The sequence below is a fragment of the Enterobacter sp. DVT3837 genome (genome assembly GCF_056238685.1).
In genome coordinates this window covers 2,718,505-2,742,441 of record NZ_JBWDLA010000001.1, presented here as the reverse complement: position 1 = coordinate 2,742,441, position 23,937 = coordinate 2,718,505, and the positions used below count along the sequence as shown (strand labels likewise).

Genomic DNA, 23,937 nt, shown 5'->3' with positions numbered 1-23,937 from the left:
AATCAGTTACCGGCCTCAGCAATACGCTCAGCCTGCTGCAGGTTCTCTTTGGTGATCAGCGTCGGCGGATAGTCCGCCCCGGTGATGGCTTTTTTCTCACGTACGTTAGCCACCAGCTGGCTCATCGCCGTGGTCACCGCAAAGCCCGGGCGCTGATCCGCCGTTACCGCCAGCCAGCCGTCGCGCACGCGGGCCAGCGCTTCCGGTACCGCATCAAAGCCGGTCACCAGAATTTCGCCCGGCTTCACACCCTGGCTCTGCAGCGCTTCAATCGCCCCCAGCGCCATATCATCGTTGGCGGAGAGGATCACCTGCGGACGTTTCGGCAGCGACGGCAGAACGCTTTCGACAATGCGCATCCCTTCCGAACGCATCCAGTTGCCGGTCTGATCGGCGACGATCTTGTACTTATCCCCACCCGCCTTCAGGCTGTCGCGGATCCCTTTGGTGCGTTCAATGTTGGAGGAGGAGCCCGGCTGGCCGGTCAACAGAATGATGTCTGCGCCGTTGGGGAATTTAGTTTTGACGAAGTCGCCAATCGCCTGGCCGCCCTTGTAGTTGTTGGCACCAAAGTGCGGCACTTTTTTCTGGCTATCGACGGAGCGATCAAGCGTCACAACCGGCAGCTTCGCATCCTGAATTTCATCTACCGCACTGGAGACCGCGTTCACATCGTTCGGGGAGACGATAAAGCCCTGCGCACCACGGGTGATGGCGTTTTCCAGGTCAGCCACCTGCTTCGGTGAGCTGCCCTGACCGTCCAGTACCTGAAGTTTCACGCCCATCTCTTTTGCGGCTTTCACCGCCGTGCGCTGCATGTGAACTTCAAACGGCATGGCCAGGTTTGGTGTACTGAAAACAAGTTGCTCGTTTTCGGCGAGGGCGGCCCCGGATGTCATGGCGATGAGGGCGGCTAAGATCAGTTTTTTCATTATTATGTCTCTCTGTGTAGGGTTGTTGTGTTTAGAGGACGATCTCGCGCTGGCAACGCAGTGATTCCAGCGCTTTATCCGCGAGGTACAGCGCACGTTCACCATCATCGCCGCTGCAATCAGGTACCGCTTCGCCGCGCAGAACCGCAACAAAGTGTTCCCATTCCGCGGCGTAAGCGGATTTGTAGCGTTGCAGGAAGAAGTGTTCCGGCAGCGCGCTGGTGCAACCCTGTTTGCCGTAGTGCTGCACCTGGTTTTCAAGGATATTGCCCGCGCACAGCAGCCCTTCGGAGCCGTGCAGTTCCAGGCGCTGGTCGTAGCCGTATGAAGAGCGGCGACTGTTGACGATGGTCGCCATCGCGCCGGAGGCGTACTTCAGAACGATAAACGCGGTGTCGATATCTCCCGCTTCGCCAATCGCCGGATCCACCAGATTGCTGCCCTGGGCATACACCGACACCGGCTCTTCACCCATGATGAAGCGCGCCATGTCAAAGTCGTGAATGGTCATATCGCGGAACATACCGCCGGAAACACGCACGTACTCCGCAGGCGGTGGAGACGGATCGCGGGAGATGATCAGCAGCGATTCCGGTTTGCCGATACGCCCGGCCTGAGCGTCGGTTTTCACGCGACGGAACTGCGGGTCAAAGCGGCGGTTAAAACCGATAAACAGCGGCACGTCATACTCTTTGACCACCTTCAGGCAGTCGCGTACGCGGGCAAGATCAAGGTGTACCGGTTTTTCACAGAAGATGGCTTTGCCGTGACGGGCGGCCATTTCAATCAGATCAGCGTGGGTGTCGGTCGCGGAGGCGATCAGTACGGCATGAACGTTCGGGTCGGTCATCGCCTCATCCAGGCTCTGCTGACGCGCCTGATATTGCGTGGCGAGACGCGTGGCGAATTCCTGATTCGGGTCAACCACGGACCAGAGCGTGGTCGCACTGTGGCTGGCGATGTTAGCTGCATGTACCTGGCCAATTCGGCCAGCGCCCAGTAAAGCAATGTTAAACATAACGGCTCCCGGTGTTGGTGAATGCTGTGAACTAACGACACTATAAATAAAACATTTATTTCATTTTTATAAATAGTGAAAATTATGTTTTTGAGTGCGGGTTAACACTTTTGAGATGTATGAGATAAATTTTGTTATCAATCTCACAACATGAAGGAAGGTATGTCCCTCCATTACAAAGGAGCGAGGGAGTGAAAACCGCACCGTACCGTCCCCTCTCCCTGTGGGAGAGGGTCAGGGTGAGGGGAAAAAGAAAAATGAAATGAAAATTTCGTTACGGCAGGAAAATTCAATACTGACGGGCTTTTTTCACCTGAGCCTGTGTTTGCTCGGCGGCCTGGCGCACCGCTGGCGACTCCGCCACCTGCGCGTCGCCGGTTCGCCACCATGACGCGTAATCATGGGTCATTGTTTTCGGCAGCACTTTGATGTCGAGGAGCGTCGGCCCCGGGTGGGCGCGCGAGGCTTCCAGCGCCGTCAGCAGGCTTTGCTCGTCATGAACTCGCCATGCACGACAGCCGTAGCTTTCCGCGTTTTGCGCAAAATCGACCTTCACCAGTGGCCCGTCAAGCCGACCCGTTTTCGGGTTGCGGTAGCGGTTTTCCGTGCCAAAGCTGCCCATTCCGTGCCCCATCTGCAGGTTGTTAATGCAGCCGAAGCTCGCGTTATCAAACAGCAGAATGGTGACCTTAATGCCCTCCTGTACGGCGGTTTGCAGCTCTGAATGCAGCATCATGTACGAACCATCACCCACCATGGCGTACACCGGCTGCTGAGGTTTTGCCAGCTTCGCGCCGATGGCCGCTGCGACCTCGTACCCCATACAGGAGTAGCCGTACTCCAGGTGATAGCTGTCCGGCGTTTTGACCTGCCAGAGGCGCTGTAAATCTCCCGGCAGAGAACCGGCCGCGCCCACCACGATGGCGTTATCTTCAACATGCTGGTTGATCAGCCCAAGCACCCGAGTCTGGGTCAGGCGGGTATTGAGCGTTTCACCGTATTCCATGAGCTGCGCATCCAGGTGCCCTGCCACTTCAGGCGCGTCGTCCGGACGCCACTGGCGATCCCACAGGCGACGGCATTCGTCGCGCCAGGCGGACTTCGCCTCAGCGATCGCCTCTCCCCAGCCGCTGCGGTAATCTTTCAGCGCGTGGGTCAATGCCGTCAGCCCGGTTTGGGCATCGGCAATCAGCGCGGTGGCATCCAGCTTCAGGGCGTCAAACTCGGCCACGTTCAGCAGCAGGAACTCGACGTCCGGATGGGAAAAGAGCGCCTTGGAGCCGGTGGTAAAATCGGTCAGGCGCGTGCCGATACCAATCACCAGGTCAGCCTGCGGCGCAAGCTGGTTGGCGGCCATTCCGCCCGTCACACCGACGCCCCCCAGATTAAGCGGGTGGTCACTTACCAGCGCCCCCTTTCCGGCCTGGGTTTCGGCAAACGGCAGTTGCAGCGTTTCAACAAATTCCCGTAACGCCTCATGCGCACCGGAGTAACGCACGCCGCCGCCGCATACCACCAGCGGACGGCGCTTGCGGGCAATCAATGCCTGAGCCTGCGCCAGCCGCTGCGGGTCAGGTGGACGGCGTTCAATATGATGCACACGACGCGCAAAGAAACTCAGGGGGTAATCCCAGGCTTCCCCCTGCACATCCTGAGGTAAGCAAATGGTCACCGCCCCTGTATTTGCGGGGTCAGTAAGCGTTCGCATCGCGCTTAACATCGCGCTCATGAGCTGTTCAGGACGGTTGATGCGGTCCCAGTAGCGGGAGACCGGGCGGAAACAGTCGTTGGTACTGATGCTGAGATCGTGATACTGCTCGATCTGCTGCAACACCGGGTCAGGCTGGCGACTGGCGTAGATATCGCCCGGCAACAGCAGGAGCGGAATACGGTTCGCCGTGGCCGTCGCGGCCGCCGTCACCATATTGGCAGCACCAGGCCCAACGGATGAGGTGACGGCAAAAATACGCTGGCGGCGATGCTGTTTGGCGAATCCCGTCGCCATATGGGCAATCCCCTGCTCGTTACAGCCCTGCATCACCTGCAGATGGCCGGGATCCTGCTCCAGCGCCTGGCCGATACCGAGCACGTTACCGTGCCCAAAGATCGTTGCCACGCCCTCCACAAAGGGCGTTTCGTTACCATCAACGCTAACGTATTGTTGATTAAGGAATCTGACCAGCGCCTGGGCCATGGTCATACGTTCGGTTTGCATAAAACCCCCTGTCAGCCCAGCGTCGGCATGGAGAACGCAGCGCCTGTCTCCTGCTGCATTTCCGGCCAGCGTGCAGTGATGGTTTTCATTCGGGTGTAGAAACGCACGCCATCGTTCCCGTGAACATTGAGCGCACCAAAGATGGAACGCTTCCAGCCGCCGAAGCTGTGGAATGCCATTGGCACCGGGATCGGCACGTTGACCCCCACCATGCCCGCCTGCACCTCTTCACAGAAGCGGCGCGCGCAGCCACCGTCACGGGTGAAAATAGCCGAGCCATTACCATATTCGTGGCGGTTAATCAGATCCACCGCGCTGGCGTAATCTGCTACGCGCACCACAGAAAGCACCGGGCCGAAAATTTCTTCTTTATAGATGGTCATCTCCGGGGTGACGTTATCGAACAGCGTCGGCCCAACGAAATAGCCCTGTTCGTGACCTTTCACGCTGAAGCCACGCCCGTCCACGCGCAGGTTCGCCCCCTGCGCTTCGCCACTGTCAATGTAGCCCAGCACCTTGCTGCGGTGCGCGGCGGAGATCAGCGGCCCCATCTCGTTTTCTGGCTTCTGGTCCAGCCCCGGCCCGACGCGCAGCGCGGCGATCTGTTTTTCCAGCCGGGCGCAGAGATCATCGGCGGTTTTATCGCCCACGGCCAGCACCACGGAAAGCGCCATACAGCGCTCCCCTGCCGCCCCAAAAGCCGCGCCCATGATGGCGTTCGTCGCCATATCCATGTCGGCATCCGGCATTAAAATGCAGTGGTTTTTCGCGCCGCCGAGCGCCTGACAACGCTTACCGTGGGCGGACGCGGTCTGGTAAATGTATTCGGCAATCGGCGTTGAGCCAACAAAGCTCACAGCCTGCACGCGTGGGTCGGTCAGGAGCACATCAACGGACTCTTTATCGCCCTGCACCACGTTGAAGACGCCGTCCGGCAGGCCGGCCTCTTTCAGCAGCTGCGCCAGCGCGAGCGCGAGTGAAGGGTCTTTTTCCGATGGTTTCAGCACGAAGGTGTTGCCTGTCGCCAGCGCAATCGGGAACATCCACATGGGTACCATCGCCGGGAAGTTAAACGGCGTGATCCCGGCGCAGACCCCGAGCGGCTGCATCAGCGAGTGGCTGTCGACGCCCGTGCCGACGTTCGCAGAGTGTTCACCTTTTTGCAGATGCGGGATGCCGCAGGCGAATTCCACCACTTCCAGGCCACGGGTCAGTTCGCCAACTGCGTCTGAGAAGACCTTACCGTGTTCTTCACTGATGATACGGGCCAGACGCTCCATATTCTCTTCAAGCAACGCTTTGAAGCGGAACATCACACGTGCGCGCTTAAGTGGAGCAAAACGCGCCCACGCGGGAAACGCTTGCTGTGCTGCGGCAATCGCCTGTTCGGTTTCCTGTGCCGTGCTCATCACCACCTGGCGGATTTGTTCACCAGTGGCCGGGTTGAAGATCGCCTGAACGCGCTGGCCTGAACCGGTGACACATTCGCCGTGAATAAAATTCGCTACCGTCTCCATCCTTAACCTCTCGCTGTTGATACGTGACTGTTACCTGAACGTTGTGTACTGAACACTATATATGAAACAAATATTCCATTTTAAGTTGAAATAAAATAAATGATGATTATTGTGATCAAGGATGGATTTTTATGTTAACAGCCAACATCACTGACTCAGCCTGAGCTATTAAGGGATTTCGGGCGAGGAAATGACTGAAGCTTCTGTTTCATTTTTGCTGCCAGATGGATGGCCGACATTTAAAAGACGCGGTTTTGCGTTTAGAATCATATGACTGTATTTGGGGGATAACATGACGACAGCAACCAGCCTGAACGAACTGCAGCAGCAAATCCGCGATCGCTACGATAGCCTGAGCAAGAGGCTGCAGCAGGTTTCCCGCTATGTGCTTGATAACACCAACAGCGTGGCCTTTGATACAGTTGCTGTCATTGCCGAGCGCGCCGACGTACCGCCGTCGACGCTCATCCGCTTCGCCAATGCCTTTGACTTCACCGGTTTCAACGAGATGAAACAGCTGTTTCGCATGAACCTGGTGGAGGAGACAGCCAGCTATAGCGACCGCGCCCGGCTGTTTCGCGAAATGGAGAGCGAGGCCGTGCCGGAAACGCCGCTTGATATTTTGCAGGAATTCGCTCGATCGAATGCGCAGGCGTTACAGCAACTGGCCGCCCGCGCCGAACCGGAAATGCTGGAGCGCGCCGTGCAGTTGTTGGCCGATGCCGACACCATCTACATCGCCGGTTTACGCCGTTCCTTCAGCGTCGCGGCCTATCTGACCTATGCCCTGAGCCACCTGGAGTGCCGCCCGATTCTGCTCGACGGGATGGGTGGCATGCTGCGCGAGCAAATCAGCCGCATTAAGGCGCGAGACATCGTGGTGTCGATCAGCTTCTCGCCGTACGCGGAAGAGACGGTGATGGTCAGCGAAACCGCCGCCAGCGTCGGCGCACGTCAGATTGTGATTACGGATAGCCAGATCAGCCCGCTGGCGACGTTCAGCGATCTCTGTTTTGTGGTGAAAGAGGCACAGGTGGATGCGTTCCGCTCCCAGTCAGCAACGCTGTGCCTGGTGCAGTCGCTGGTGGTGGCGCTGGCGTACAGGTTGGGAAGTGGGGACAAATAGTCTGCATTGCCCTTTTGCCGGCCGGGAACGGCACAGCCGCCCCCCGGCATTTTGGTCAGTTCTTTATTTCAGTACACTCCGGGTAGTCTACGGATGAGAGAGCACTCAGGCGTTGCCCCGTAATCTGCAAAACGCGCAGTAGAAGCATAATGCCGCGACGGGTATCTGGATCGTTCAGCACTGAGAACACCTGCCGAAGCGAAACATCCCCTTCCCGGTTAATTTGCTCTCCCCATGCCATGCGTAGCGCAGTTCCGCCTTCCCAGCCGACAGTCACAACATCTTCAAAAACGCCGGCCAGTTTTTCGACCATCGCGTTATCAGTCATTTCAAGCAGGTCCGCCACCAGGGCGAGCAAATCAACAAGATTATTCAGGCGATTGCCGGCCATAAGCGGAGCAAGATTTTTCAGCAATTGTTCCTGTTCGCTCATCAGAACATCCCCCTCACGACACCCCAATACAGTCCACGGTTAAAACCGTTTCGCAGCATGCCACCGAGTTTTGTCGCAGGCACAGGCGTCACATCATTGCGATAGTCATATACCAGCGGCATCCCCGCCCAGAGCCCCATCTGCGCGACGGCCTGAACCCGGCCATCGTAATGATTACCGCTTCCGGGTGGTCTGCCATACAGTTCCGCCACAATATTGTCGACAATGATCGGGGCCTGGTTATGGCACGACCCGCCAGCTTTACTGATAGGGAGATCGACGGTATCGCCGATCACATAAACGCCTTCTAACCCGTAGACGCCCAGCGTTTGGTGATCCGTCGGCAACCAGCCTTCTCCATTCTGAATCTCACTGAGCCCCGTATTACGCACCGCCTCTACCGCCCTGATGGGAGGCGTGGCCATCAGGATGTCGAAGTTCTGCGAATCGCCCTCGGCGGAATGCGCGATTTTGCTGTCAGGATCGACATGACTTAAGGTAAAACCGCGCTGGTGCTTTATGCCTTTGGCAGCAAAAATATCCCCCAGTGCCTCCCCAACCGGACGTTGCAGGAACAGACAGTTTCGCAGTAATTGCGCTACGGTCGGATAGGTATAAACAATCTCAACCTGATTACGTACGCCACGCTGACGCAGATAGTCGTCAACCATCAGCGTGGTCTCGATGGGGGCGATCCCACACTGGTGGGGCACATTCGGGGTTTCCGGGAAAGAGACGGTGATAAAGATTCGTCCCTTTTTAATGGTGGCAAGTTTATGGGCTAATTGTCTGGCCGCCGCGTATTGGTAAAAATGATCGCCCACTTCAGCAAGGCCAGGGATTTTTTGAGGGAAAGGTGTGCAGCCAGTAGCAATAACCAGCAGGTTCCAGTCGTAGTGTTTCTTACTGGCGCTGTATAAGCGGCGTTGTTTAAAATCGAAAGATTCTATTTTATCGGTAATAAATTGAATTTCCGGACTCAATAATTGCCGCTCAGGCCGGGCCAGCTCATGGTGATGAAAGAGGTTAAACGCGACGTACATAAACGCGGGTTTGTAGTAGTGCACCGGTGATTCGGATATCAGCATCAGTTCTACCTGACCGGCGGCAATTTCTCGTCGTAATTTCCTGGCCAGCAGGTTGGCGACAATCGTCCCTCCCGTGCCGCCACCGACAATCATTATGCGGTTTTTCATTCCGTTATTCGCTCATGGTAGTGAATGGGAATTCACGTAACCAGACCGCTTCACTGTTACGCTCAGCTAAAGCGTAGTAACAGAGCAATATTCCGCAATACAATCTTTAATGAAATATTTAATTTCGGCAATCATGTCATCATTTAAAATATACGCTGCAAAATATAATTTATATCCCTATAACGTAGCCTCTGCATGAGATCTCTTTTGCATCATTATTATTCACCAAAGAGCAGCTTTGTGTACTTTTTAGAGACCGCCCCGGAGCGCTGACCGTTGGTGCCATAATAACGATCTTCACGACACAGCCGTTCCTTCACATCGCAGAAAATGCCGTTAGCAAAGGTGAATTCGGTCAGATCGACATCGCTCGATGTGAACACCTCGTTTGCAGCAGCCTTCTTGCCGAGATACTTCTCGGTCAACTCACGGGAAATTCCCTTGTCATTGGCGCATACATATCGGTCGCAGAGCACGCCTGACACTGGCGAATGGAGTTTGGCCGGGGTCCTGGCCTGAGCGGACATGGCGGACACAGCCAGCAGCACGGCCATAGAGCATGAGAGTATTGTCTTGTTCAAGATGATAACCTCCGTTGGTTAATGAGTGTCGGATTTGTACTGGGCACGATGGAACCATCATGAGGGGCGAAAAAAACCTGGATGGTTCTGAGTTTCAACAGGAAATGCCCCGTTTTTAGCTGTAAGTATCCCAACAAAAAGAACCATCAACTTTAGAGAGCCTCTGGCACTCCAGCTTACGCTCCTGGAGCAGGGCGGACGAACTTGCTGAGCTGAAGGTCCGCAGTGAGCAAAGTGCTGACATTGGCTGCCTCAACAGCATGACTAGTATTGAGGTGTATTAATCAACGTCAGCTACCCTCTTTTTTCGTCCGATTTTTTTCAAGAGGAATCTCATCCTTAGGTAAGGACTTATTCTTCAATTTTTCAAAGGGGTATCGCATAAGGCTTCTTAGCATTCTTCCCCAATAACAAAGAAAACTTGGAATTGTCACGCATCTAGCAATGTTATTCGTCCAAAAGCTCATGGGAGCAGTCAGGAGGTCAGCACTATGCCCTTGTTTTGTCCTGATTGAGTTAATTCTGTTTACAAATAATTGCTGATTGAAGCCCATCAGTTGGGTGTGATCGACAAGCTTTTGCTCAACTTCGGCTCCTAGGATCAGCGAACCTGATTTTGGGTTGTCAAAATAAAAACATTTATAATGCTGCGTAATATCTACCCAGTCGGGACTGGAGCTCACGTAATTAAATATATCGGACGGAAGTACGCTTTTAGGATTTTTATTTCCATGAGTTAATTGCATACCAGAGTTTTCGTAAGCTTTGGCAGCAAGCTCTGAACAAAATGAGTGATGCGGGCTGGTATATATAGTATTTAGTAAACTATAGCGCTGTAGATGATGATGTCTCAATTTTTTTTCAAGGTGCTCAGAGTTTATTTCACTGAGAGAGGAGATGTGCCGAAAAACAACGAAATCTTTATTTTCGTTGAGGTACTAAACTAAAGGGCGAAGATGAATTCCGAGTTTTGGCATTGCATGAATCAAGCTGTAATTATAGAGGGCAATAGCTACATGATGATGCTTTGCGCTGCGTCTTGTAAGGACTGACTGCACGACAATATTTGCGCTTTTTTTGGGACGGGAGAATAATATAATGTCGCCAGTGCACGATGGAGTTTGCATATTTTGGGGACTCTAAATAGCTGAGCGGAATAGTAGATCACTTTAATGAAACTCATCCCGGATTGTGCGTTCTGACCAATCACAAACCACCAACCAGAATGAGCTATGTCAATCATAACATCCATTTCGTGTGAAGAACGACCCCTGTTACAGAAAGCAATCCATAAAACGTGCAATAAAATTATGCTCGTAGACTCACAGCCCTGCTAATGTTGCACTGTGGCGAGCGCGCCAGTGGCACTCCCAGAACAGTCTGCTGCGCCCGTTCATCCGTATAACGCAGGATTAACTGGGATTGGAGCGTTATTCAAACTTACAGCTCATCGTTTCCTTATCCCCACCATACACAAATATACTGGTTCTTGCGGTTCGATTGTATGATTGACAACACTAAGCGGACAAGCTGACTGAGCTGAAGGTCCGCTATGAGCGAGGAGCGGAAGTTCTCAGCTGTTTTTGCCGCTGATGAGAGTTTGGTGTATTAGTCAAATAGAGTCAGATCACCCAGATCTATTTATAACTGAAGTGGCATAAAAAAAACGGCTCCCTGCTATGGAAGCCGTTATAGTGTAGTGCCGCAATTAAGGATCGGTTAACAGATCCTTAACTGTTCGGCATCGATCCCAAAGAGCGAACTGTTCTTCGAAATTGCTCATTGTCACATGCACCTCACAGATATTTCTGCAGGATGGCCTGCTTACGGGCCGGTGAGCTGTCGATCACCGCTTGTGCGTCGGCAATCTGCTTTTCCAGTTCGTCGAATTTGGCAACAAATTTCATCTGCTCCGCAAGTGGTGGCACCGGGACCTTGATATTGCGCATCACCGTAGCGTTAATATTGGCCTGATTGATGGACCTGGAAGCCTTTCCTTTCGCTTCTGTCTGAAAGGCCGATGAATTCATCATCTTTTCCAGAAATTTCGGCAACACCTTGCTGGTGTCGGGGGCCACACGCACTAGGTAGGAGGCAAAACAATAGTCACCATCCAGGTCAAACAACCCGGTTTTGCCAACGTGCTCGATGCTGTTGGTGCGATTAAAAAGCAAGTCACCTTTGTTGAGCTTGTACTTGGCAAACTCCTCAACGCTGATGTCGGCGTACTTCATGCTGCCGTTGTCCACCATACGGCCACGGATGATCTCGTTCATACGGAAGATCTTGTAACCAACCCCACCTTCGTTCATGGCCTCATTTAGACCGTACTGAACACTGGTGGCGAGCTTGTCGATTTCTGAAAATGGTGCACCAGACTCATAAATCTCAGAAATTGCATCATCGATCTTGCTGTGTAGTGATTCTAGCAACTCATGTGCGGCACCCTCAGATTTGTCCACTTCTCCACACTCCGAGACAATTTGCTGCTGAACGTTTAGCGGCGGAAGCGGAATTTCGAACTCAGCAATCATTTTGCTATTGATTTCTTTGTATTTCGAACCAGCAGGAACAAGATCAATCAGTACAGGGCGCAAATAAACCAAAACTTGGTAAAGGTATTCATAATTCAACTTTGTTGGGTCACAGACAAAATTCTTGTAACCCTGATTAGTGGTGGTTGGCACTTTGTTGATGCAAACCTCACCAATCGTAGCACGACTTGAGAACATGACCGTATTTACGGGCAACATCGTGGTGTGTTTCAGGCCCGCTCTTGTTATTTTTCTCTTGGTGTCGAAGAGATACTTCTTTTTAGTATCGACGAGAGTTGCCCAACAAATATCGCCGTTCTCCCAAAAAGATGGCTCCGAAGTGCTTGGAGTGCCACCATTTAAGATTTGTGCGACATTAGCTAATTTTGTATTTGGCCATTTACTGCTGACTGTTGTTTTAGTGCGATTTGGGGTGATGGACAATTGCTTATCGAAGGTCACTCGCGAGAAGTCAATCATGTCAGTCAGTGCAGCACTTACAGCAAACGATGCCAATTCCTCTGGTAATGATAGTTGCCCATTGAAGTTAGCGGAAACTAGGGAATTGAGCTTTGCCGTGTTGTCCCGATTGGTTTCGTCATATAACGGCGTTAGATGTCGCCCATGGGAATCCTTGATGAGTTTAATGCCTTCATCCCCCTTGGAAGAACTCCATTCGTAGCCGAGGAATTGCTTGATTTCTTTGGTTCCTGTCGGGCTGCGAATTATCAGCACTGGATTAGGCTGATCGCAGGCCATCACAAAGTGGTAGAGCTTGTCTTTCTCAATGGTCTGGACAAATGCCAGATAGCGCTTGTTAATTTCGGCTTCTTTATCTTGAGGGCTCAATACCTTGAACCATTTGGTTTTATATAGATTGGTAACCTCAGTGCTGCCGTTGAATTTTTCGAGGTAAACTGATTCAAGATTATCGGCCCAAACACCATCGGGATCTCCTTTGAGTAAGGTCTTGTAATCATTCAGCGGCACGTTGATGTGCGCGGCATATCGGGCGATCAGGTGCTCATCCTTGTAGATGACTTGTTTGCGCTTACTGGCGTCGCAGCCTTTGAACCACTCTTCCACGCGCTCGCGGTAGTGTGCAGCGGTGTCGGGCGTGGTTTTCTTGCGGCGCAGGAACAGAGTGACGGTGTTAGTACCGGTCTTGCCAAAGGTGCCGCTGCCAAATTCGGCAATCGCCACGATGTCAAAATACTGGATCAGAATTTCGCGGGTGCGAATGTAAGCGCTGCCGCCGTTGGACAAGATGCTGGACGGTAGGATAATTGCTGCCACACCATCGGCGCGTAGCAACTGCTTGGCGCGCTCGATGAAGAAGGTTTCGATGCTGTTGGAAGTTTCTAGATCGTTGATAGTCTCGGTGAGGGTGTAGGCCTCGCGATCCTCCTCGGGCAGCGTTTCCAGAAAGCCGCGCACGCTGTAGGGCGGGTTGAATCGCCACGGGTTTAACAGACACCTCAGAGTCATTTAAGATGGCTTAAAGAGAGGTGCCCATGAGCGGTAAGCGTTATCCCGAAGAGTTTAAAATTGAAGCAGTCAAACAGGTTGTTGATCGTGGTTATTCTGTTTCCAGCGTGGCAACACGTCTCGATATCACCACCCACAGCCTTTACGCCTGGATAAAGAAGTACGGTCCGGATTCCTCCACTCATAAAGAACAGTCAGATGCTCAGACCGAGATCCGCCGTCTCCAGAAAGAGCTGAAGCGGGTTACTGACGAACGGGACATATTAAAAAACTGTCCATGGGTGAAACCCCGTCCTGAGTCTCAGAAACTCCCCGGAAAAGTTGGCAGGCTAATTTAGCGAAGGAAGCAGCCGTCGGCCTTTTGGTGGTATGACCCCGTAAAAAAACATGGTTCAGGGACTGTGGCGGATCCGGCAGTGGTGACTTTGATCCCGTTCAGGAAGGTGATTTCTCCGTCGTCCCCTCCTTCGTTCATCGAAAAATGAGCAAGGAGATTTCCATGAAAAAATCCTCCCGAATGTCTGTTATCCATCCTCATGCTGCGGGCGTTGATATTGGCGCTGAATTCCACGTAGTCGCCGTTCCACCGGATGCTGACGCCGAGCCGGTCAGAACTTTTCAAAGTTTCACTGGCGACCTTCATCGGATGTCCGACTGGCTCAAAACCTGTCACATTACGACCATTGCCATGGAGTCCACTGGCGTTTACTGGTTGCCTGCTTTTGAGATCCTTGAGGCTGCGGGTTTCAATGTGATCCTTGTTAATGCCAGAGACGCAAAAAATGTTCCCGGTCGCAAGACTGATGTCAATGACGCACAGTGGCTGCAGAAGCTGCATTCATTTGGCCTTCTTCGGGCCAGTTTCAGACCTGAACACGACATTTCCGTACTCAGGTCTTATTTGAGACAACGGGAACGCCTGACTGAATACCGGGCTGCTCATATCCAACATATGCAGAAGGCGTTGATGCAGATGAATGTTCAATTGCATCATGCCGTATCGGATATTACTGGCGTTACCGGTCTTTCAATCGTCAGAGCTATTGTCAGTGGTGAGCGCGATCCTTCAGTATTGATCCAGTATCGTGATGTCAGATGTAAAAAGACGCCAGAGGTTCTTCAACAGGCACTGACAGGGAACTGGCAGCCTGAACATCTTTTTGCACTTGAACAGTCGGTGGCATTTTTCGATTTTTACCAGGAAAAAATCCGTGAGTGTGATGATCAAATCGAAACTTCATTATTGCAGCTCAGCACCGGAACTGAAGAGCCTGAAGGAGTATTGCCCTCCGCCAGACATCGTACAAAACAGCCCAATCAGCTTTCCTTTGATGTCAGGCCATTACTCTGGAAAATTACCGGAGCAGACCTGACACAGATACATGGGTTCGGACCTTATCTGGCACTAAAATTCGTTGCCGAATGCGGTACTGACATGAATCGCTGGCCGGATGCGAGCCATTTTACCTCGTGGCTGTGTTTGTCCCCGGGGAATAAGATCTCCGGTGGAAAAGTACTGTCCTCGAAAACACGGCGTTCATCCAGTCGAATTGCTGCTGCACTAAGACTGGCAGCCACAACAATTGGCCGGAGCGATACAGCGCTGGGTGCTTTTTATCGTCGATTATCATCCCGTATCGGGAAAGCAAAAGCAGTCACTGCAACGGCAAGAAAACTGGCAATACTGTTCTACAATGCCCTTAAATACGGTCAGAAATATGTCGATCCTGGCGCGGATTATTATGAAGAGCGCTACCGTAATCGCGTACTCGACGGGCTTAAACGAAGGGCAAAATCACTGGGTTACTCTCTCCAGCAAGATCCCGAGTTATGCGTGTGAACCGGGAGTTTCTCAGGAAAGCCGCGGCGTACTTCGCAAAACTGTCCGACTGAGGTACGCCTTTATCCGTGACAACGCCCGTTGCTGGCCTGTTCGCCTGCTCTGTCGGGTGCTGGATGTTCATCCCAGTGGCTTTTACGCATGGCTTCAGCAGCCGCATTCACAACGCCATCGGGCAGACCTGAGACTGACAGGACAGATTAAACAGTTCTGGCTGGAATCGGGATGCGTCTATGGTTATCGCAAGATCCATCTGGATCTGCGGGACAGCGGGCAACAGTGCGGAGTCAACAGAGTCTGGCGACTGATGAAACGTGTCGGGATAAAGGCTCAGGTCGGATACCAGAGCCCGCGGGCACGTAAAGGCGAGGCCAGTATCGTGTCGCCCAACAGGCTCCAGCGACAGTTCAATCCGGATGCTCCGGATGAGCGTTGGGTAACCGACATAACCTATATCAGGACCCACGAAGGCTGGCTGTATCTTGCTGTGGTTGTTGATCTGTTCTCACGCAAAATTATCGGCTGGTCCATGCAATCCCGGATGACAAAGGACATTGTCCTGAACGCACTGCTGATGGCTGTATGGCGGCGTAATCCCCAAAAACAGGTGCTGGTTCATTCGGATCAGGGCAGTCAGTACACAAGCCATGAGTGGCAGTCGTTCCTGAAATCACACGGCCTGGAGGGCAGCATGAGCCGTCGCGGTAACTGCCATGATAATGCGGTCGCAGAAAGCTTTTTCCAGTTGTTGAAACGCGAACGGATAAAGAAAAAGATCTACGGAACGCGGGAAGAAGCCCGCAGTGATATTTTTGATTACATCGAAATGTTTTATAACAGTAAGCGTCGGCATGGTTCTAGCGATCAGATGTCACCGACAGAATATGAAAACCAGTATTATCAACGGCTCGGAAGTGTCTAGATTATCCGTGGCGATTCAGGTTGGCGACTAGTAGATCAAACGTCCCATCCTTGATCTCTGGGAAGGCCTCGTGCTGATTGATTAGCGCATCGCCATAGCAGATATTGATTTCCTGCTGGCCGTACATAAAGGCCGACACCTTGGCCACCTTGGACAGACGGTATTCTTTCTCAATGCCGTACAGAGCCTTGTGATAAGTCGCCAGATCGGCACCGGGCTTATGGGCTTCAACCAAGGGCTTGATCTGCAAAGCCAGTTCGGTCAGGAAGTGGCCTGCGCCGCAAGCATAGTCGATGGCCTTGGGTGGTGTGGCGCTATGCTGAATGAGTGAGGCCAGTGGCAGGCTCATCATGATGAAGCGGCAGATGGGCATGGGCGTGAAGAACTGCCCCTCACTCTGCTTGACACCCTGATCGAGGAAACCCTCGAACATGTCACCCAGAAATTGGTTGTGGCCATGCGGATCAGTCAAACGAATGTCCTGCCACATCTGCAGGATTTTCAGCAACACGTCGGCGTTCTGATAGAACAGCTTTTCGTTGTGAACGTCGATTAGTGAGAAATCGTTGTTGGTGAAAAACTTCTGCTGAATGAATAGATTCCAGACCGCACGCTGAGTAGCATCCGGATTCTGTTTGTTAAAGCGCAGCGCATTGTTGACATCACCTTGGTTGATGTAGGTGATGTCTTCACCGAGAAATTTGCCCATGCCTGCCTGATACAACTGCTGCAGGCGATCCATCAGGTCGAAGTGGGTATCGTAGGCGACGCCCTTCCAGTAAAATTTCAGGTCGGACGGATTTTCAATTTCATCCACCAGTTTGCAAAGAAACAGATTGACCAGTTTGTCGAAGGCATTTTCGCGACCCGATACATTGTGCTGACGCAAAATAGTGGCGAACTCGTGGTATTTTTTTTGCTGGTCGCTGGCAGAGATGGCATGCAAATCGGCTAGTGAATATTTATCTTTGCCAATGTGATAGGGCTGAATATTTTCTTCAAAAATGCCCTTGGTTGTGTAATCGAGCTTGTAGGTGTCACGCCAGACGGTGTGACGCTCTTTCACATCGGTGACTGACTTGAAACTTTTGAAAAGCGGGTTGTCGACCAGATATTTTTCGTTGTCACGGTGCGCAATAATATGGCTGGTGTAGGTTAGAGCGTCAGCATCGAGATCAGACGTGTACAGGCAAAGAAATTGCGTTTCGCTGATTTGTTGTGCATAGCTGAATAGCTGATCTCCATGTTGCAGGGTCCTGCTCCAGGCTCGTTTGAATTCGAAGCCAGCCGTTTTACATTCGATGATCAGTAAAGGACGACCATCGTTATCCTTGATCAGAATATCAGCACGACCGCCACTGGAACCACGACCTAGCTTCCACCTAGGCTCCAGCTCGATGTGCTCAGGTTTGTAGCCTTTTTTCAACAGGCGATGCACACATTCGAACACAACGAAATTTTCGTTAGCTTCGAAGTTGCACGTCTGCCGTTCATTGATGATCAAGCCAGCAGCCTCTGGATAAATGATTTCCTTCTTTGTGAAATTCACTTCCAACGCAGCAGTACCAAATGTCTTGCGATAAATCGCCCCCTTTTTTTCAAAACTGAGGACGTGTAATAGGTCGGCCAAATTGTCTTGGGTTAGCATCTCATTCATTCCTGCTCTATTTTATTGACCACACCGTCATTCTTTGGACGAGGATGGGCCAGTTCCCGTAATCTCGTTTGCGCCACCAGCGCGTACCCAGCTATCCACTTCTGACACCTTGAATTTCCATAGCCTCCCAACACGGTGGGCGGGTAGTTGTTTTCGGTCGATCCAGCGGTAGATCGAATCACGTGTCACGCCCAGATGCTCTGCAATCAGGTCCACGGACACCCAAGGTTCAGCAATCATAATGAATCTCCGGCAGAAATATGCTGAGTAGGACAAAGTCGGTTGAAATCGTAAAGGGCGTAATCTACCAGCTTGACTACTGTCAGGCGAGCACCTACCACAGAGTTTGCTAAAAAAGTGATTTTACCCAGCCTTAGTGGGCTGCGATTAAATGAGCTCCCTCAACCAGAGGTACCAGAGGCCACGGACACGCAAAGATAGGGCCACTATACTAATATTGTCCTGAACGCACTTCTGGTGGCTGTATGGCAGTGTAATGTAGTGGTCGACAAAATTTGATCACGCCATGAGAGCTATTAGTATCACCAGAAGTCCGCTCCTGGCACTAACCTGACAATACCAGAGCGAGAAGAGACAGGTCAGCAGTAATGCCAACAACCATGGGCCACATGGTTATTTTCTTTGCAACGTTTATCTTTGGCTGGAGTTGGCGCGGTATGGTATCAGGTCTAATCCGTAGCATCCCGATAAATCATCCACCTCAAAATACCACGTTCAAACCATGCACGGTCTTGCCAGCCATGGCCCAAAAAAAGCCCGCAATCCGCGGGCTTAGAGATATTTTATAGTCTGTTAGTGCCAGACGTTTAAGGTTGGGAAATCATTCCCACTCAATTATTTACGGCATGCATAACCAATTGACTGATAACAACTTTCAGCAACCTGATTTTCACCGTACCGTTTTATATACCGTCACCGGAAGTCAGTACCATGAAAAATGCCATGTCACCGGGTCAGTGAATCGTACTGCTTTTCACAGACTCGTCCGGCTTCGGCGGCCCGGTCAGCGTACTCTGCCAGCTGTCGGTTTCGCTCGAGAGATTTGCTGAGCACGTCGGCAAGCAAAACTCCGGTGTCTGCGGCTGACGCCCCAGAGCCGACAGTGGCGTTATACTGCCTGAGCTGCTCACGGATGGCAACGAGCTGTTGCTGCAACCGGCCAGCGCGAGCGGCAGCATCAAGAGCATCATTGCGCGCCTGGTCGATCCTCTGCTGCGCTTCACGTTCATTGGTCGCTTTCTCCTGTTCGTCATGCTGACGAGCTTTCTCATCTTCGGTTTTGCGGTCTGCCTGAGCCTGCGCGTATCCGGCGTCGTACTGGCGGCTGCCGTGCACATTCCAGGCAACCACTCCGCCGATGACCAGAGCAGCAAGCATCAACACGATAAGCAACTGTTTCCAGTACGCTTTCACGAATGCCCAGATCATACCGCCAGCACCTTACTGGCTGTGATGTACCGCGCGCGTCGGTCGTCGATACCGTTCTGGCCGCCATTGATGATCTGCGTGACGCGCACAAGGTCGCCGGTGTACTTCATGCAGCCTTTGGTAGCGAAGAACCACGCCGCGCTGCGGGCCGCGTATTCGTCCTGCGCCAGCAGATCCGGCTGGCTAACCAGCTCAATTTTGAGCCCGTTGCCGCAGTCGCGGTAATTGCTCAGGCCAGTGATCTGGATAAGCCCGCGCCCGCGGTAAAACCAGCCGTCCGTCGGCCCGTTATTCCCCATGCGTTTGCTGTACACCAGATTGGCGATCGCACGCCGGCGCTCCAGCGGTAACGATGATTCACCAGCACGGCGGCCAAGCGTATTGGCCTGGCCCTGAGTGAGTCGCCCGCTCCGGACGAAACCTGCCAGCCCTGCCACGCTGTAGTTGAAATTCTCCTGCAGCCGGGTAAATCCGGTTGACTCATGACCAACCTGCGCGATGAACATCGCCTGGTGCAGCGGTTGCTCAATGCCAAACTCTTTCATAGCAGCGGTGATATGCAGATACCAGCGCGTGGCCAGCACGTCACTGATACCAGCGGCACGCTGGAGTTGTTTAATGTCCATGCTGGGACCTCGTTATCTTGAAAATTTGTACCACGTTCCCTTTTGTCTTGATGAGCGCAGCCAGGAACACGGCTTTGATGATTACTTCTGACCAGTCGGCGCTGACGTAGTACCCGTAGAATGTCCGGATAGGTACGCTGGCAGCAACGACGATCAGCAGGTATGCGAGCCATCCACCCCACCAGCGATGGCGTGACCCGTCACGGCGGAACAGCAGGACTCGGATAGCAATGCCGCCGCAGATAGCGGCGTTCAGGATGAGAAGCAGATCAGGACTGGTCATCGTCTTTTCTCCCCGGGATCAGGTCGCGCGGATTTTCAGAACGGTGATACAGCCAGATGCCGATTCGGACGGCGACGATTGCCGACACGAATGCCCCGGCAGAATACACAATGCCCTTCTCGAAAGAGTCCTGCGTAATCGTCGGTATCAGGCTGGCAAAGCCAATCAGAATGGAAGCTGTCGCTTTATAGAAGAGAACACCGCAGAGGAAGCTGAGAAGAGCCAGAAGAAGCCGACGCTTAATCGGATACTCAACTGCCGAGGTAACAAAAATTACCGCACCAGCCAGCGCTCCTAAAGCCACCTCAGGAGGAACCCCGGCGACAACAGAAGCCAACGCACCAAGGCTAAGCCCCTGATTGAGCGACTCCGTTGTCAGCGTGGTTGCCATAGTGACCACCGTTTATTGTGCATAAAGAACCCCCTTAGTTGGTGAGTTCATCATACACAATAAACCATATATGGATAGATATTACCTTAGGAAAATGCCTGGATTATACAAAGGTAAACAATGTTGATTGTTGTTGAATAGTCGTTCCTACTGGGCATTCTATTGCAACATTAAATTGCTGACCTTTCTGAAGGTATACATAGACGGTTCCCGAGCAAACATAAATTGATCCAGTTTGTGAGGAGCTAAATTTTGAATGAGGAGAGCCATTCGCAACTAATGTTGAAGTAAATGACGCGGTCGCAGTTACTTTGAAAGAAATACAATGAATACCAGTTGATTGTGCAACTGAAATTCCAGTAGTTGCATCCAGAATAGCAGCCCCAGAACTACTACCAATCTGATTAAACTTCACAACGGATGGGTTTGAAGGGTTTAAATAATCAGTAGAAACAAAGCCGTATGTTGAATTTGTTCCAGGAAGGTTAGCTTTGAATGCACCAGCGCCTTGCGTACAGTTAGTGAATACAATGAATCCGGATGTTCCATCAGTACTTGATACAAGGTAGTTCCGAGCTCCATAGAAAGAGCAACCGATAAACTGATTTATTGATGACAACCCGTCAGCTTGTATGTTTGCCATAATTTGACAACCAGAGAAAATCACGCCTTTGCATCCTGCAAATTGAATCATCCCAGAGTATGGGTCTGATCCAGCATCGTCGAATATATTACATCCAGACAACATAAACCCCTGCTGCAAGCCATCAATGAGGATGTTTTTGCCAGAGTTATGGTTGAAAGAGCATCCGCTAGCATTGCCGTGCCCTCCATTGTCAGAAGATTTAAGATAAAGGCCATAAAGAGAGTTTGTTGAAAATGAACTCGCTGAAATGTAAATATTACCAGCCTCAATATGACAACCTGCAAAGTTGTTTTTATAACCAAAGCAAGATGTCACACTGATATATTCAGATGGGAAATAACCAACAAATTTAATCCCAGTGTAACAATAACTTACATTGCACTCAGTAATTGTTGAATATGAAACAACTTCACCAGAACTTGAAGCAGAAGAAGATGCAACAACAATCCCGCAGTCACCAAACCCACGAATATCAAGGTTAGATATCTTAAACCTTGAGCATTTGTTTATGCCAATTCCAAAATTATCAGCCTGAACAACTGAAGGAGGACTTGAAGGGTATGATAGAGATGTGTAAATCCTCCCATTAAACACACTGAAATTATTAATATTTTCAGCATAAAAACATGATCCACTACCATTCTTTAAAATGGTACAGCCTGAAAGATCAATGTGTACATTTGACTTAAGTTGTACAAACCCATTTATTCTATATATGCACCCTGATTTTAATTTAATCTCCCCACCGCTTATTCCTGCCTTATTAACAGCGAGTTGAAAGGCGGCAGTATCGTCACTCACCCCATCACCAACAGCCCCAAAATCAGTAACATTTAGCACATCCCTCATTTTGTCCTGAAAGGTTCTATATACTGCTCCAGCTCCTGATTGTATAAACCATCCATAGCCACCAACCACGCCAGCTATTGCCTTGTCAACGTAATCACGCATCGTTCTTTTGTTTACAGCGTCCTGGTCAAGGACAGGGTCTTTCACGTTTCTAATATAGTTATTTAGCGCATCGTACCAGTTAGCGATACTTGACGGCTTGCGCAGAGCCAGGTGGAACATGCTGCCAACCTGCTGTATCAGCATCGTCAGCTTATCAAACGCATCTTCATGAACTTCAGCAAAGAACTTACCCTGATTGCGTAGATCAGTTTCCTGTGTCGGCTCAAGCTCACGGGCAATTGAGATTTGCCAACCGTTCGCCAGCGGTGTTGTGAGTATCACGCTGCCGCCGTTAAAGCTACCTGCGTTTGTAACGGTGTAATCAGTGTCCAGCACCAGCACTGTGATGTTTTCGCTTAGATCGATAACTGAAACAGTAAGGTCTGTTTTCTTGAAAATGCGGAAGGTGTACGGGAATGATGTCGTAACGCCGTTCCCGGTGTAATCGTTATGGTCAACTACGGTTGATACCGTCATGGCCTGTCTCCAGTAAAGCAGCGCCCGGCGCGCGTGCATCATCTGGACAGTTTATTACCTTACAACCCTTATATGAATTGAATGAATAACAATCAGGAAAGTTATTACCTTTTGGGTAAATAGCAAATCGTGCTGGATAGTCTCCAGGACTTTTGCTACTGTACATTCATACAGTAATTGCATGGAGAATATGAGATGCAACGTCAGTATCATCACCCGCTGGAAAAAGGATTTGCCGAACGCATACACACGCCGGGAGGCGTCCGCTCCCTTGTTGAAGAATCTCACCTGATGACGTTGCTGCGACAACTTAATGAGGACGGATTTAACGTTGATGGCCCGATGGCAGAGCTGACTGCCCTGGTGAACTACGTCACCAGCTCGCAGATGTCCATGAAGGATCTGCAGATGCATCTCGATTACTGTGTGGAAAAACTGAAGCAGGAAACGACATAAAGAAAAGGCCGCATGAGCGGCCCTTATTCTACGTAAAACTCTGGATCCCACAAACCTGCATCACGCGGCATCGATTCCAGCTTTTTAAGCCTTAGAACCCTGTCGCATTCGACAACTAATTTTTGCTTCTGCTCGTCAATCTCAACTGTCTTGTGCGCTGGTTCATCCCAGTAATCCAGAAGGAAGGCATGGCGCTCAGATGTGACCAGATAAATCACATACACATCACTGGTTGGGATCTTTTTATGCTTATTTGTGGTCTTGTCTTTCTTCCCAGACGCCCAGTTTTTCCAACATTGTTCCGTACCACTCTCACCAAACTTGTCAGTATAATTACCGATGTTTAAGTGAACGTGGCGTATGTGGTATTCCAGCATCTCTTTCGGTGGATCTCGAAACAGAGTGTCCTTTCCGAAATCCTTATGATGACCGTAGCGCCAGTGATCAATAAACGCGTTTTTGATAGGTATTAGCTCAGGGTCCTTCCCAAAAATTCCAGGGTGAACCAACCCCTGGAATTTATTCGGCATCGTCGTAGAGCTCCTGAGCCATATCATCAGCAGTACGAGCGAACATCCGTCGAGAAATTGCTTGAGATTGTTCAACGGACATCTTTGGCACTTCGCGCATTACAACCTCCTGAGAGGTTGTAGGATTTAAAGATGATTTATAATATCGCGTTATCATCTCCACTAATTGCTGCCTAGCCTTGGAGCGCCTAGCTTCAAATAGCCCTGACTTGTAAGAATGTTGTATTCTATATCTCTTACAAGATTCGCGATGTATTTTATCCGCCAAGACACTTTCGAAAGAAGTTCCTTGTAATCTTAACAATTCCTCATGCGCACCACGCCCGCTGAGAATCATCACAGGAAACTTTGGCTCAACCTCTTCATCATGAATCATGATGGCATTAGCAGTTGCCATGGCAGCAGCATAAGCGGCGGCTTCAATCACCATCTCTTGCTCTTTATCTTTATCTGCCCTTTTCTGGGCCAGGCGTCTATGCCTCATCGCTGTCACTCTCTTCGTGTTCATGGGCACCCCCAACTACCTTTAGGGTAAACATTCTACCGAAAGTATACGCGCACTGGCAAAAAAATAGGCAGGTATTTTCTGAAACGAAAATAAACAAACCATATAAGGATTAAAAACCTCTCAGTAACACATAAAAATTACCGAAATGGTAATAAAAAAGG

General features: G+C 51.1%; 21 protein-coding genes and 3 pseudogenes. 6 read left to right on the top strand and 18 right to left on the bottom strand.

The window, feature by feature from the left end; translation table 11 throughout:
• Window positions 1-2 precede the first annotated feature (2 nt).
• The 4 genes from AC0XWG_RS13615 to AC0XWG_RS13600 form a co-directional block, all read right to left on the bottom strand.
• Complete coding sequence (locus AC0XWG_RS13615) at window positions 3-932, bottom strand: sugar ABC transporter substrate-binding protein (protein WP_028016111.1); 930 nt, start codon at window positions 930-932, stop codon at window positions 3-5.
• 31 nt (window positions 933-963) lie between these two features.
• Complete coding sequence (iolG, locus tag AC0XWG_RS13610) at window positions 964-1,950, bottom strand: inositol 2-dehydrogenase (protein ID WP_028016110.1); 987 nt, start codon at window positions 1,948-1,950, stop codon at window positions 964-966.
• A 289-nt stretch (window positions 1,951-2,239) separates the two neighbouring features.
• Complete coding sequence (gene iolD, locus AC0XWG_RS13605; protein ID WP_475680706.1) at window positions 2,240-4,165, bottom strand: 3D-(3,5/4)-trihydroxycyclohexane-1,2-dione acylhydrolase (decyclizing); 1,926 nt, start codon at window positions 4,163-4,165, stop codon at window positions 2,240-2,242.
• 11 nt (window positions 4,166-4,176) lie between these two features.
• On the bottom strand, window positions 4,177-5,682 hold the full coding sequence (locus tag AC0XWG_RS13600) for a CoA-acylating methylmalonate-semialdehyde dehydrogenase (RefSeq protein ID WP_028016108.1): 1,506 nt from the start codon (window positions 5,680-5,682) through the stop codon (window positions 4,177-4,179).
• A gap of 292 nt (window positions 5,683-5,974) precedes the next feature.
• Between AC0XWG_RS13600 and AC0XWG_RS13595 the strand changes: the two genes are divergently transcribed.
• Window positions 5,975-6,808: a MurR/RpiR family transcriptional regulator gene (locus tag AC0XWG_RS13595; protein ID WP_028016107.1), complete on the top strand. Its 834-nt coding sequence runs from the start codon at window positions 5,975-5,977 to the stop codon at window positions 6,806-6,808.
• A 55-nt stretch (window positions 6,809-6,863) separates the two neighbouring features.
• On the opposite strand, the gene AC0XWG_RS13590 is transcribed toward AC0XWG_RS13595, so the two are convergent.
• The 4 genes from AC0XWG_RS13590 to AC0XWG_RS13575 form a co-directional block, all read right to left on the bottom strand.
• Window positions 6,864-7,241 (bottom strand): helical membrane plugin domain-containing protein, encoded by a 378-nt coding sequence (locus AC0XWG_RS13590; protein ID WP_475680705.1) that lies wholly within the window; start codon window positions 7,239-7,241, stop codon window positions 6,864-6,866.
• Entirely contained in the window at window positions 7,241-8,437 is a 1,197-nt protein-coding gene (locus AC0XWG_RS13585) for an NAD(P)/FAD-dependent oxidoreductase (protein WP_475680704.1), read from the bottom strand. Before AC0XWG_RS13585 ends, AC0XWG_RS13590 begins: the two co-directional genes overlap by 1 nt.
• A 218-nt stretch (window positions 8,438-8,655) precedes the next feature.
• Window positions 8,656-9,018: a YcgJ family protein gene (locus AC0XWG_RS13580; protein WP_475680703.1), complete on the bottom strand. Its 363-nt coding sequence runs from the start codon at window positions 9,016-9,018 to the stop codon at window positions 8,656-8,658.
• Between the two features lie 290 nt (window positions 9,019-9,308).
• Complete coding sequence (locus tag AC0XWG_RS13575) at window positions 9,309-9,764, bottom strand: hypothetical protein (protein WP_475680702.1); 456 nt, start codon at window positions 9,762-9,764, stop codon at window positions 9,309-9,311.
• A 486-nt stretch (window positions 9,765-10,250) separates the two neighbouring features.
• On the opposite strand from AC0XWG_RS13575, the pseudogene AC0XWG_RS13570 reads away from it, so the two are divergent.
• A pseudogene (locus AC0XWG_RS13570) lies at window positions 10,251-10,420 on the top strand (IS630 family transposase); the annotation flags it as partial.
• A gap of 394 nt (window positions 10,421-10,814) precedes the next feature.
• Here AC0XWG_RS13570 and AC0XWG_RS13565 read toward each other — a convergent pair.
• A complete protein-coding gene (locus AC0XWG_RS13565; protein WP_475680701.1) occupies window positions 10,815-13,040 on the bottom strand; it encodes a restriction endonuclease subunit S in 2,226 nt (741 codons plus the stop codon).
• Window positions 13,041-13,066: 26 nt separating this feature from the next.
• On the opposite strand from AC0XWG_RS13565, the pseudogene AC0XWG_RS13560 reads away from it, so the two are divergent.
• The 3 genes and pseudogenes from AC0XWG_RS13560 to AC0XWG_RS13550 form a co-directional block, all read left to right on the top strand.
• A pseudogene (locus AC0XWG_RS13560) lies at window positions 13,067-13,309 on the top strand (transposase); the annotation flags it as partial.
• 230 nt (window positions 13,310-13,539) lie between these two features.
• Complete coding sequence (locus AC0XWG_RS13555; RefSeq protein WP_008786676.1) at window positions 13,540-14,880, top strand: IS110 family RNA-guided transposase; 1,341 nt, start codon at window positions 13,540-13,542, stop codon at window positions 14,878-14,880.
• Window positions 14,879-15,802: pseudogene (locus tag AC0XWG_RS13550) on the top strand (IS3 family transposase); the annotation flags it as partial. The gene AC0XWG_RS13555 and the pseudogene AC0XWG_RS13550, both read left to right, overlap by 2 nt.
• 1 nt (window position 15,803) lies before the next feature.
• Here AC0XWG_RS13550 and AC0XWG_RS13545 read toward each other — a convergent pair.
• The 7 genes from AC0XWG_RS13545 to AC0XWG_RS13515 form a co-directional block, all read right to left on the bottom strand.
• Entirely contained in the window at window positions 15,804-17,450 is a 1,647-nt protein-coding gene (locus AC0XWG_RS13545; protein WP_475680700.1) for an N-6 DNA methylase, read from the bottom strand.
• A 36-nt stretch (window positions 17,451-17,486) separates the two neighbouring features.
• On the bottom strand, window positions 17,487-17,699 hold the full coding sequence (locus tag AC0XWG_RS13540; protein ID WP_475680699.1) for a helix-turn-helix domain-containing protein: 213 nt from the start codon (window positions 17,697-17,699) through the stop codon (window positions 17,487-17,489).
• A gap of 726 nt (window positions 17,700-18,425) precedes the next feature.
• Complete coding sequence (locus AC0XWG_RS13535) at window positions 18,426-18,908, bottom strand: DUF2514 domain-containing protein (RefSeq protein WP_475680698.1); 483 nt, start codon at window positions 18,906-18,908, stop codon at window positions 18,426-18,428.
• A complete protein-coding gene (locus AC0XWG_RS13530; protein WP_475680697.1) occupies window positions 18,905-19,534 on the bottom strand; it encodes a glycoside hydrolase family 19 protein in 630 nt (209 codons plus the stop codon). Before AC0XWG_RS13530 ends, AC0XWG_RS13535 begins: the two co-directional genes overlap by 4 nt.
• Window positions 19,524-19,817 (bottom strand): phage holin family protein, encoded by a 294-nt coding sequence (locus tag AC0XWG_RS13525; RefSeq protein WP_000203486.1) that lies wholly within the window; start codon window positions 19,815-19,817, stop codon window positions 19,524-19,526. Before AC0XWG_RS13525 ends, AC0XWG_RS13530 begins: the two co-directional genes overlap by 11 nt.
• The gene (locus AC0XWG_RS13520) at window positions 19,804-20,208 is read right to left on the bottom strand and encodes a putative holin (protein WP_159109613.1); all 405 of its coding nucleotides are present in this window, start codon (window positions 20,206-20,208) and stop codon (window positions 19,804-19,806) included. The genes AC0XWG_RS13525 and AC0XWG_RS13520 overlap by 14 nt, the downstream gene beginning before the upstream one ends.
• Before the next feature lie 103 nt (window positions 20,209-20,311).
• A complete protein-coding gene (locus AC0XWG_RS13515) occupies window positions 20,312-22,282 on the bottom strand; it encodes a right-handed parallel beta-helix repeat-containing protein (RefSeq protein ID WP_475680696.1) in 1,971 nt (656 codons plus the stop codon).
• 195 nt (window positions 22,283-22,477) lie between these two features.
• On the opposite strand from AC0XWG_RS13515, the gene AC0XWG_RS13510 reads away from it, so the two are divergent.
• Window positions 22,478-22,738, top strand: coding sequence for a hypothetical protein (locus tag AC0XWG_RS13510; RefSeq protein ID WP_066019107.1), 261 nt, complete (start codon window positions 22,478-22,480; stop codon window positions 22,736-22,738).
• A 23-nt stretch (window positions 22,739-22,761) separates the two neighbouring features.
• On the opposite strand, the gene AC0XWG_RS13505 is transcribed toward AC0XWG_RS13510, so the two are convergent.
• Complete coding sequence (locus AC0XWG_RS13505; protein ID WP_475680695.1) at window positions 22,762-23,268, bottom strand: hypothetical protein; 507 nt, start codon at window positions 23,266-23,268, stop codon at window positions 22,762-22,764.
• Complete coding sequence (locus AC0XWG_RS13500) at window positions 23,258-23,776, bottom strand: hypothetical protein (RefSeq protein ID WP_475680694.1); 519 nt, start codon at window positions 23,774-23,776, stop codon at window positions 23,258-23,260. The genes AC0XWG_RS13505 and AC0XWG_RS13500 overlap by 11 nt, the downstream gene beginning before the upstream one ends.
• Between the last annotated feature and the right edge of the window lie 161 nt (window positions 23,777-23,937).

Excerpts from the sequence above, each read along its gene's own strand:
- AC0XWG_RS13505 (WP_475680695.1), bottom strand. The coding sequence starts at position 23,268 with ATGCCGAATAAATTCCAGGGGTTGGTTCACCCTGGAATTTTTGGGAAG.
- AC0XWG_RS13500 (WP_475680694.1), bottom strand. The coding sequence starts at position 23,776 with ATGAACACGAAGAGAGTGACAGCGATGAGGCATAGACGCCTGGCCCAG.
- AC0XWG_RS13510 (WP_066019107.1), top strand. The coding sequence starts at position 22,478 with ATGCAACGTCAGTATCATCACCCGCTGGAAAAAGGATTTGCCGAACGC.
- AC0XWG_RS13575 (WP_475680702.1), bottom strand. The coding sequence starts at position 9,764 with ATGCAATTAACTCATGGAAATAAAAATCCTAAAAGCGTACTTCCGTCC.
- AC0XWG_RS13585 (WP_475680704.1), bottom strand. The coding sequence starts at position 8,437 with ATGAAAAACCGCATAATGATTGTCGGTGGCGGCACGGGAGGGACGATT.
- AC0XWG_RS13525 (WP_000203486.1), bottom strand. The coding sequence starts at position 19,817 with ATGACCAGTCCTGATCTGCTTCTCATCCTGAACGCCGCTATCTGCGGC.
- iolD (WP_475680706.1), bottom strand. The coding sequence starts at position 4,165 with ATGCAAACCGAACGTATGACCATGGCCCAGGCGCTGGTCAGATTCCTT.
- AC0XWG_RS13520 (WP_159109613.1), bottom strand. The coding sequence starts at position 20,208 with ATGGCAACCACGCTGACAACGGAGTCGCTCAATCAGGGGCTTAGCCTT.
- AC0XWG_RS13600 (WP_028016108.1), bottom strand. The coding sequence starts at position 5,682 with ATGGAGACGGTAGCGAATTTTATTCACGGCGAATGTGTCACCGGTTCA.
- AC0XWG_RS13530 (WP_475680697.1), bottom strand. The coding sequence starts at position 19,534 with ATGGACATTAAACAACTCCAGCGTGCCGCTGGTATCAGTGACGTGCTG.
- AC0XWG_RS13545 (WP_475680700.1), bottom strand. The coding sequence starts at position 17,450 with ATGCTAACCCAAGACAATTTGGCCGACCTATTACACGTCCTCAGTTTT.
- AC0XWG_RS13565 (WP_475680701.1), bottom strand. The coding sequence starts at position 13,040 with ATGACTCTGAGGTGTCTGTTAAACCCGTGGCGATTCAACCCGCCCTAC.
- AC0XWG_RS13590 (WP_475680705.1), bottom strand. The coding sequence starts at position 7,241 with ATGAGCGAACAGGAACAATTGCTGAAAAATCTTGCTCCGCTTATGGCC.
- AC0XWG_RS13535 (WP_475680698.1), bottom strand. The coding sequence starts at position 18,908 with ATGATCTGGGCATTCGTGAAAGCGTACTGGAAACAGTTGCTTATCGTG.
- iolG (WP_028016110.1), bottom strand. The coding sequence starts at position 1,950 with ATGTTTAACATTGCTTTACTGGGCGCTGGCCGAATTGGCCAGGTACAT.
- AC0XWG_RS13540 (WP_475680699.1), bottom strand. The coding sequence starts at position 17,699 with ATGATTGCTGAACCTTGGGTGTCCGTGGACCTGATTGCAGAGCATCTG.
- AC0XWG_RS13595 (WP_028016107.1), top strand. The coding sequence starts at position 5,975 with ATGACGACAGCAACCAGCCTGAACGAACTGCAGCAGCAAATCCGCGAT.
- AC0XWG_RS13615 (WP_028016111.1), bottom strand. The coding sequence starts at position 932 with ATGAAAAAACTGATCTTAGCCGCCCTCATCGCCATGACATCCGGGGCC.
- AC0XWG_RS13515 (WP_475680696.1), bottom strand. The coding sequence starts at position 22,282 with ATGACGGTATCAACCGTAGTTGACCATAACGATTACACCGGGAACGGC.
- AC0XWG_RS13555 (WP_008786676.1), top strand. The coding sequence starts at position 13,540 with ATGAAAAAATCCTCCCGAATGTCTGTTATCCATCCTCATGCTGCGGGC.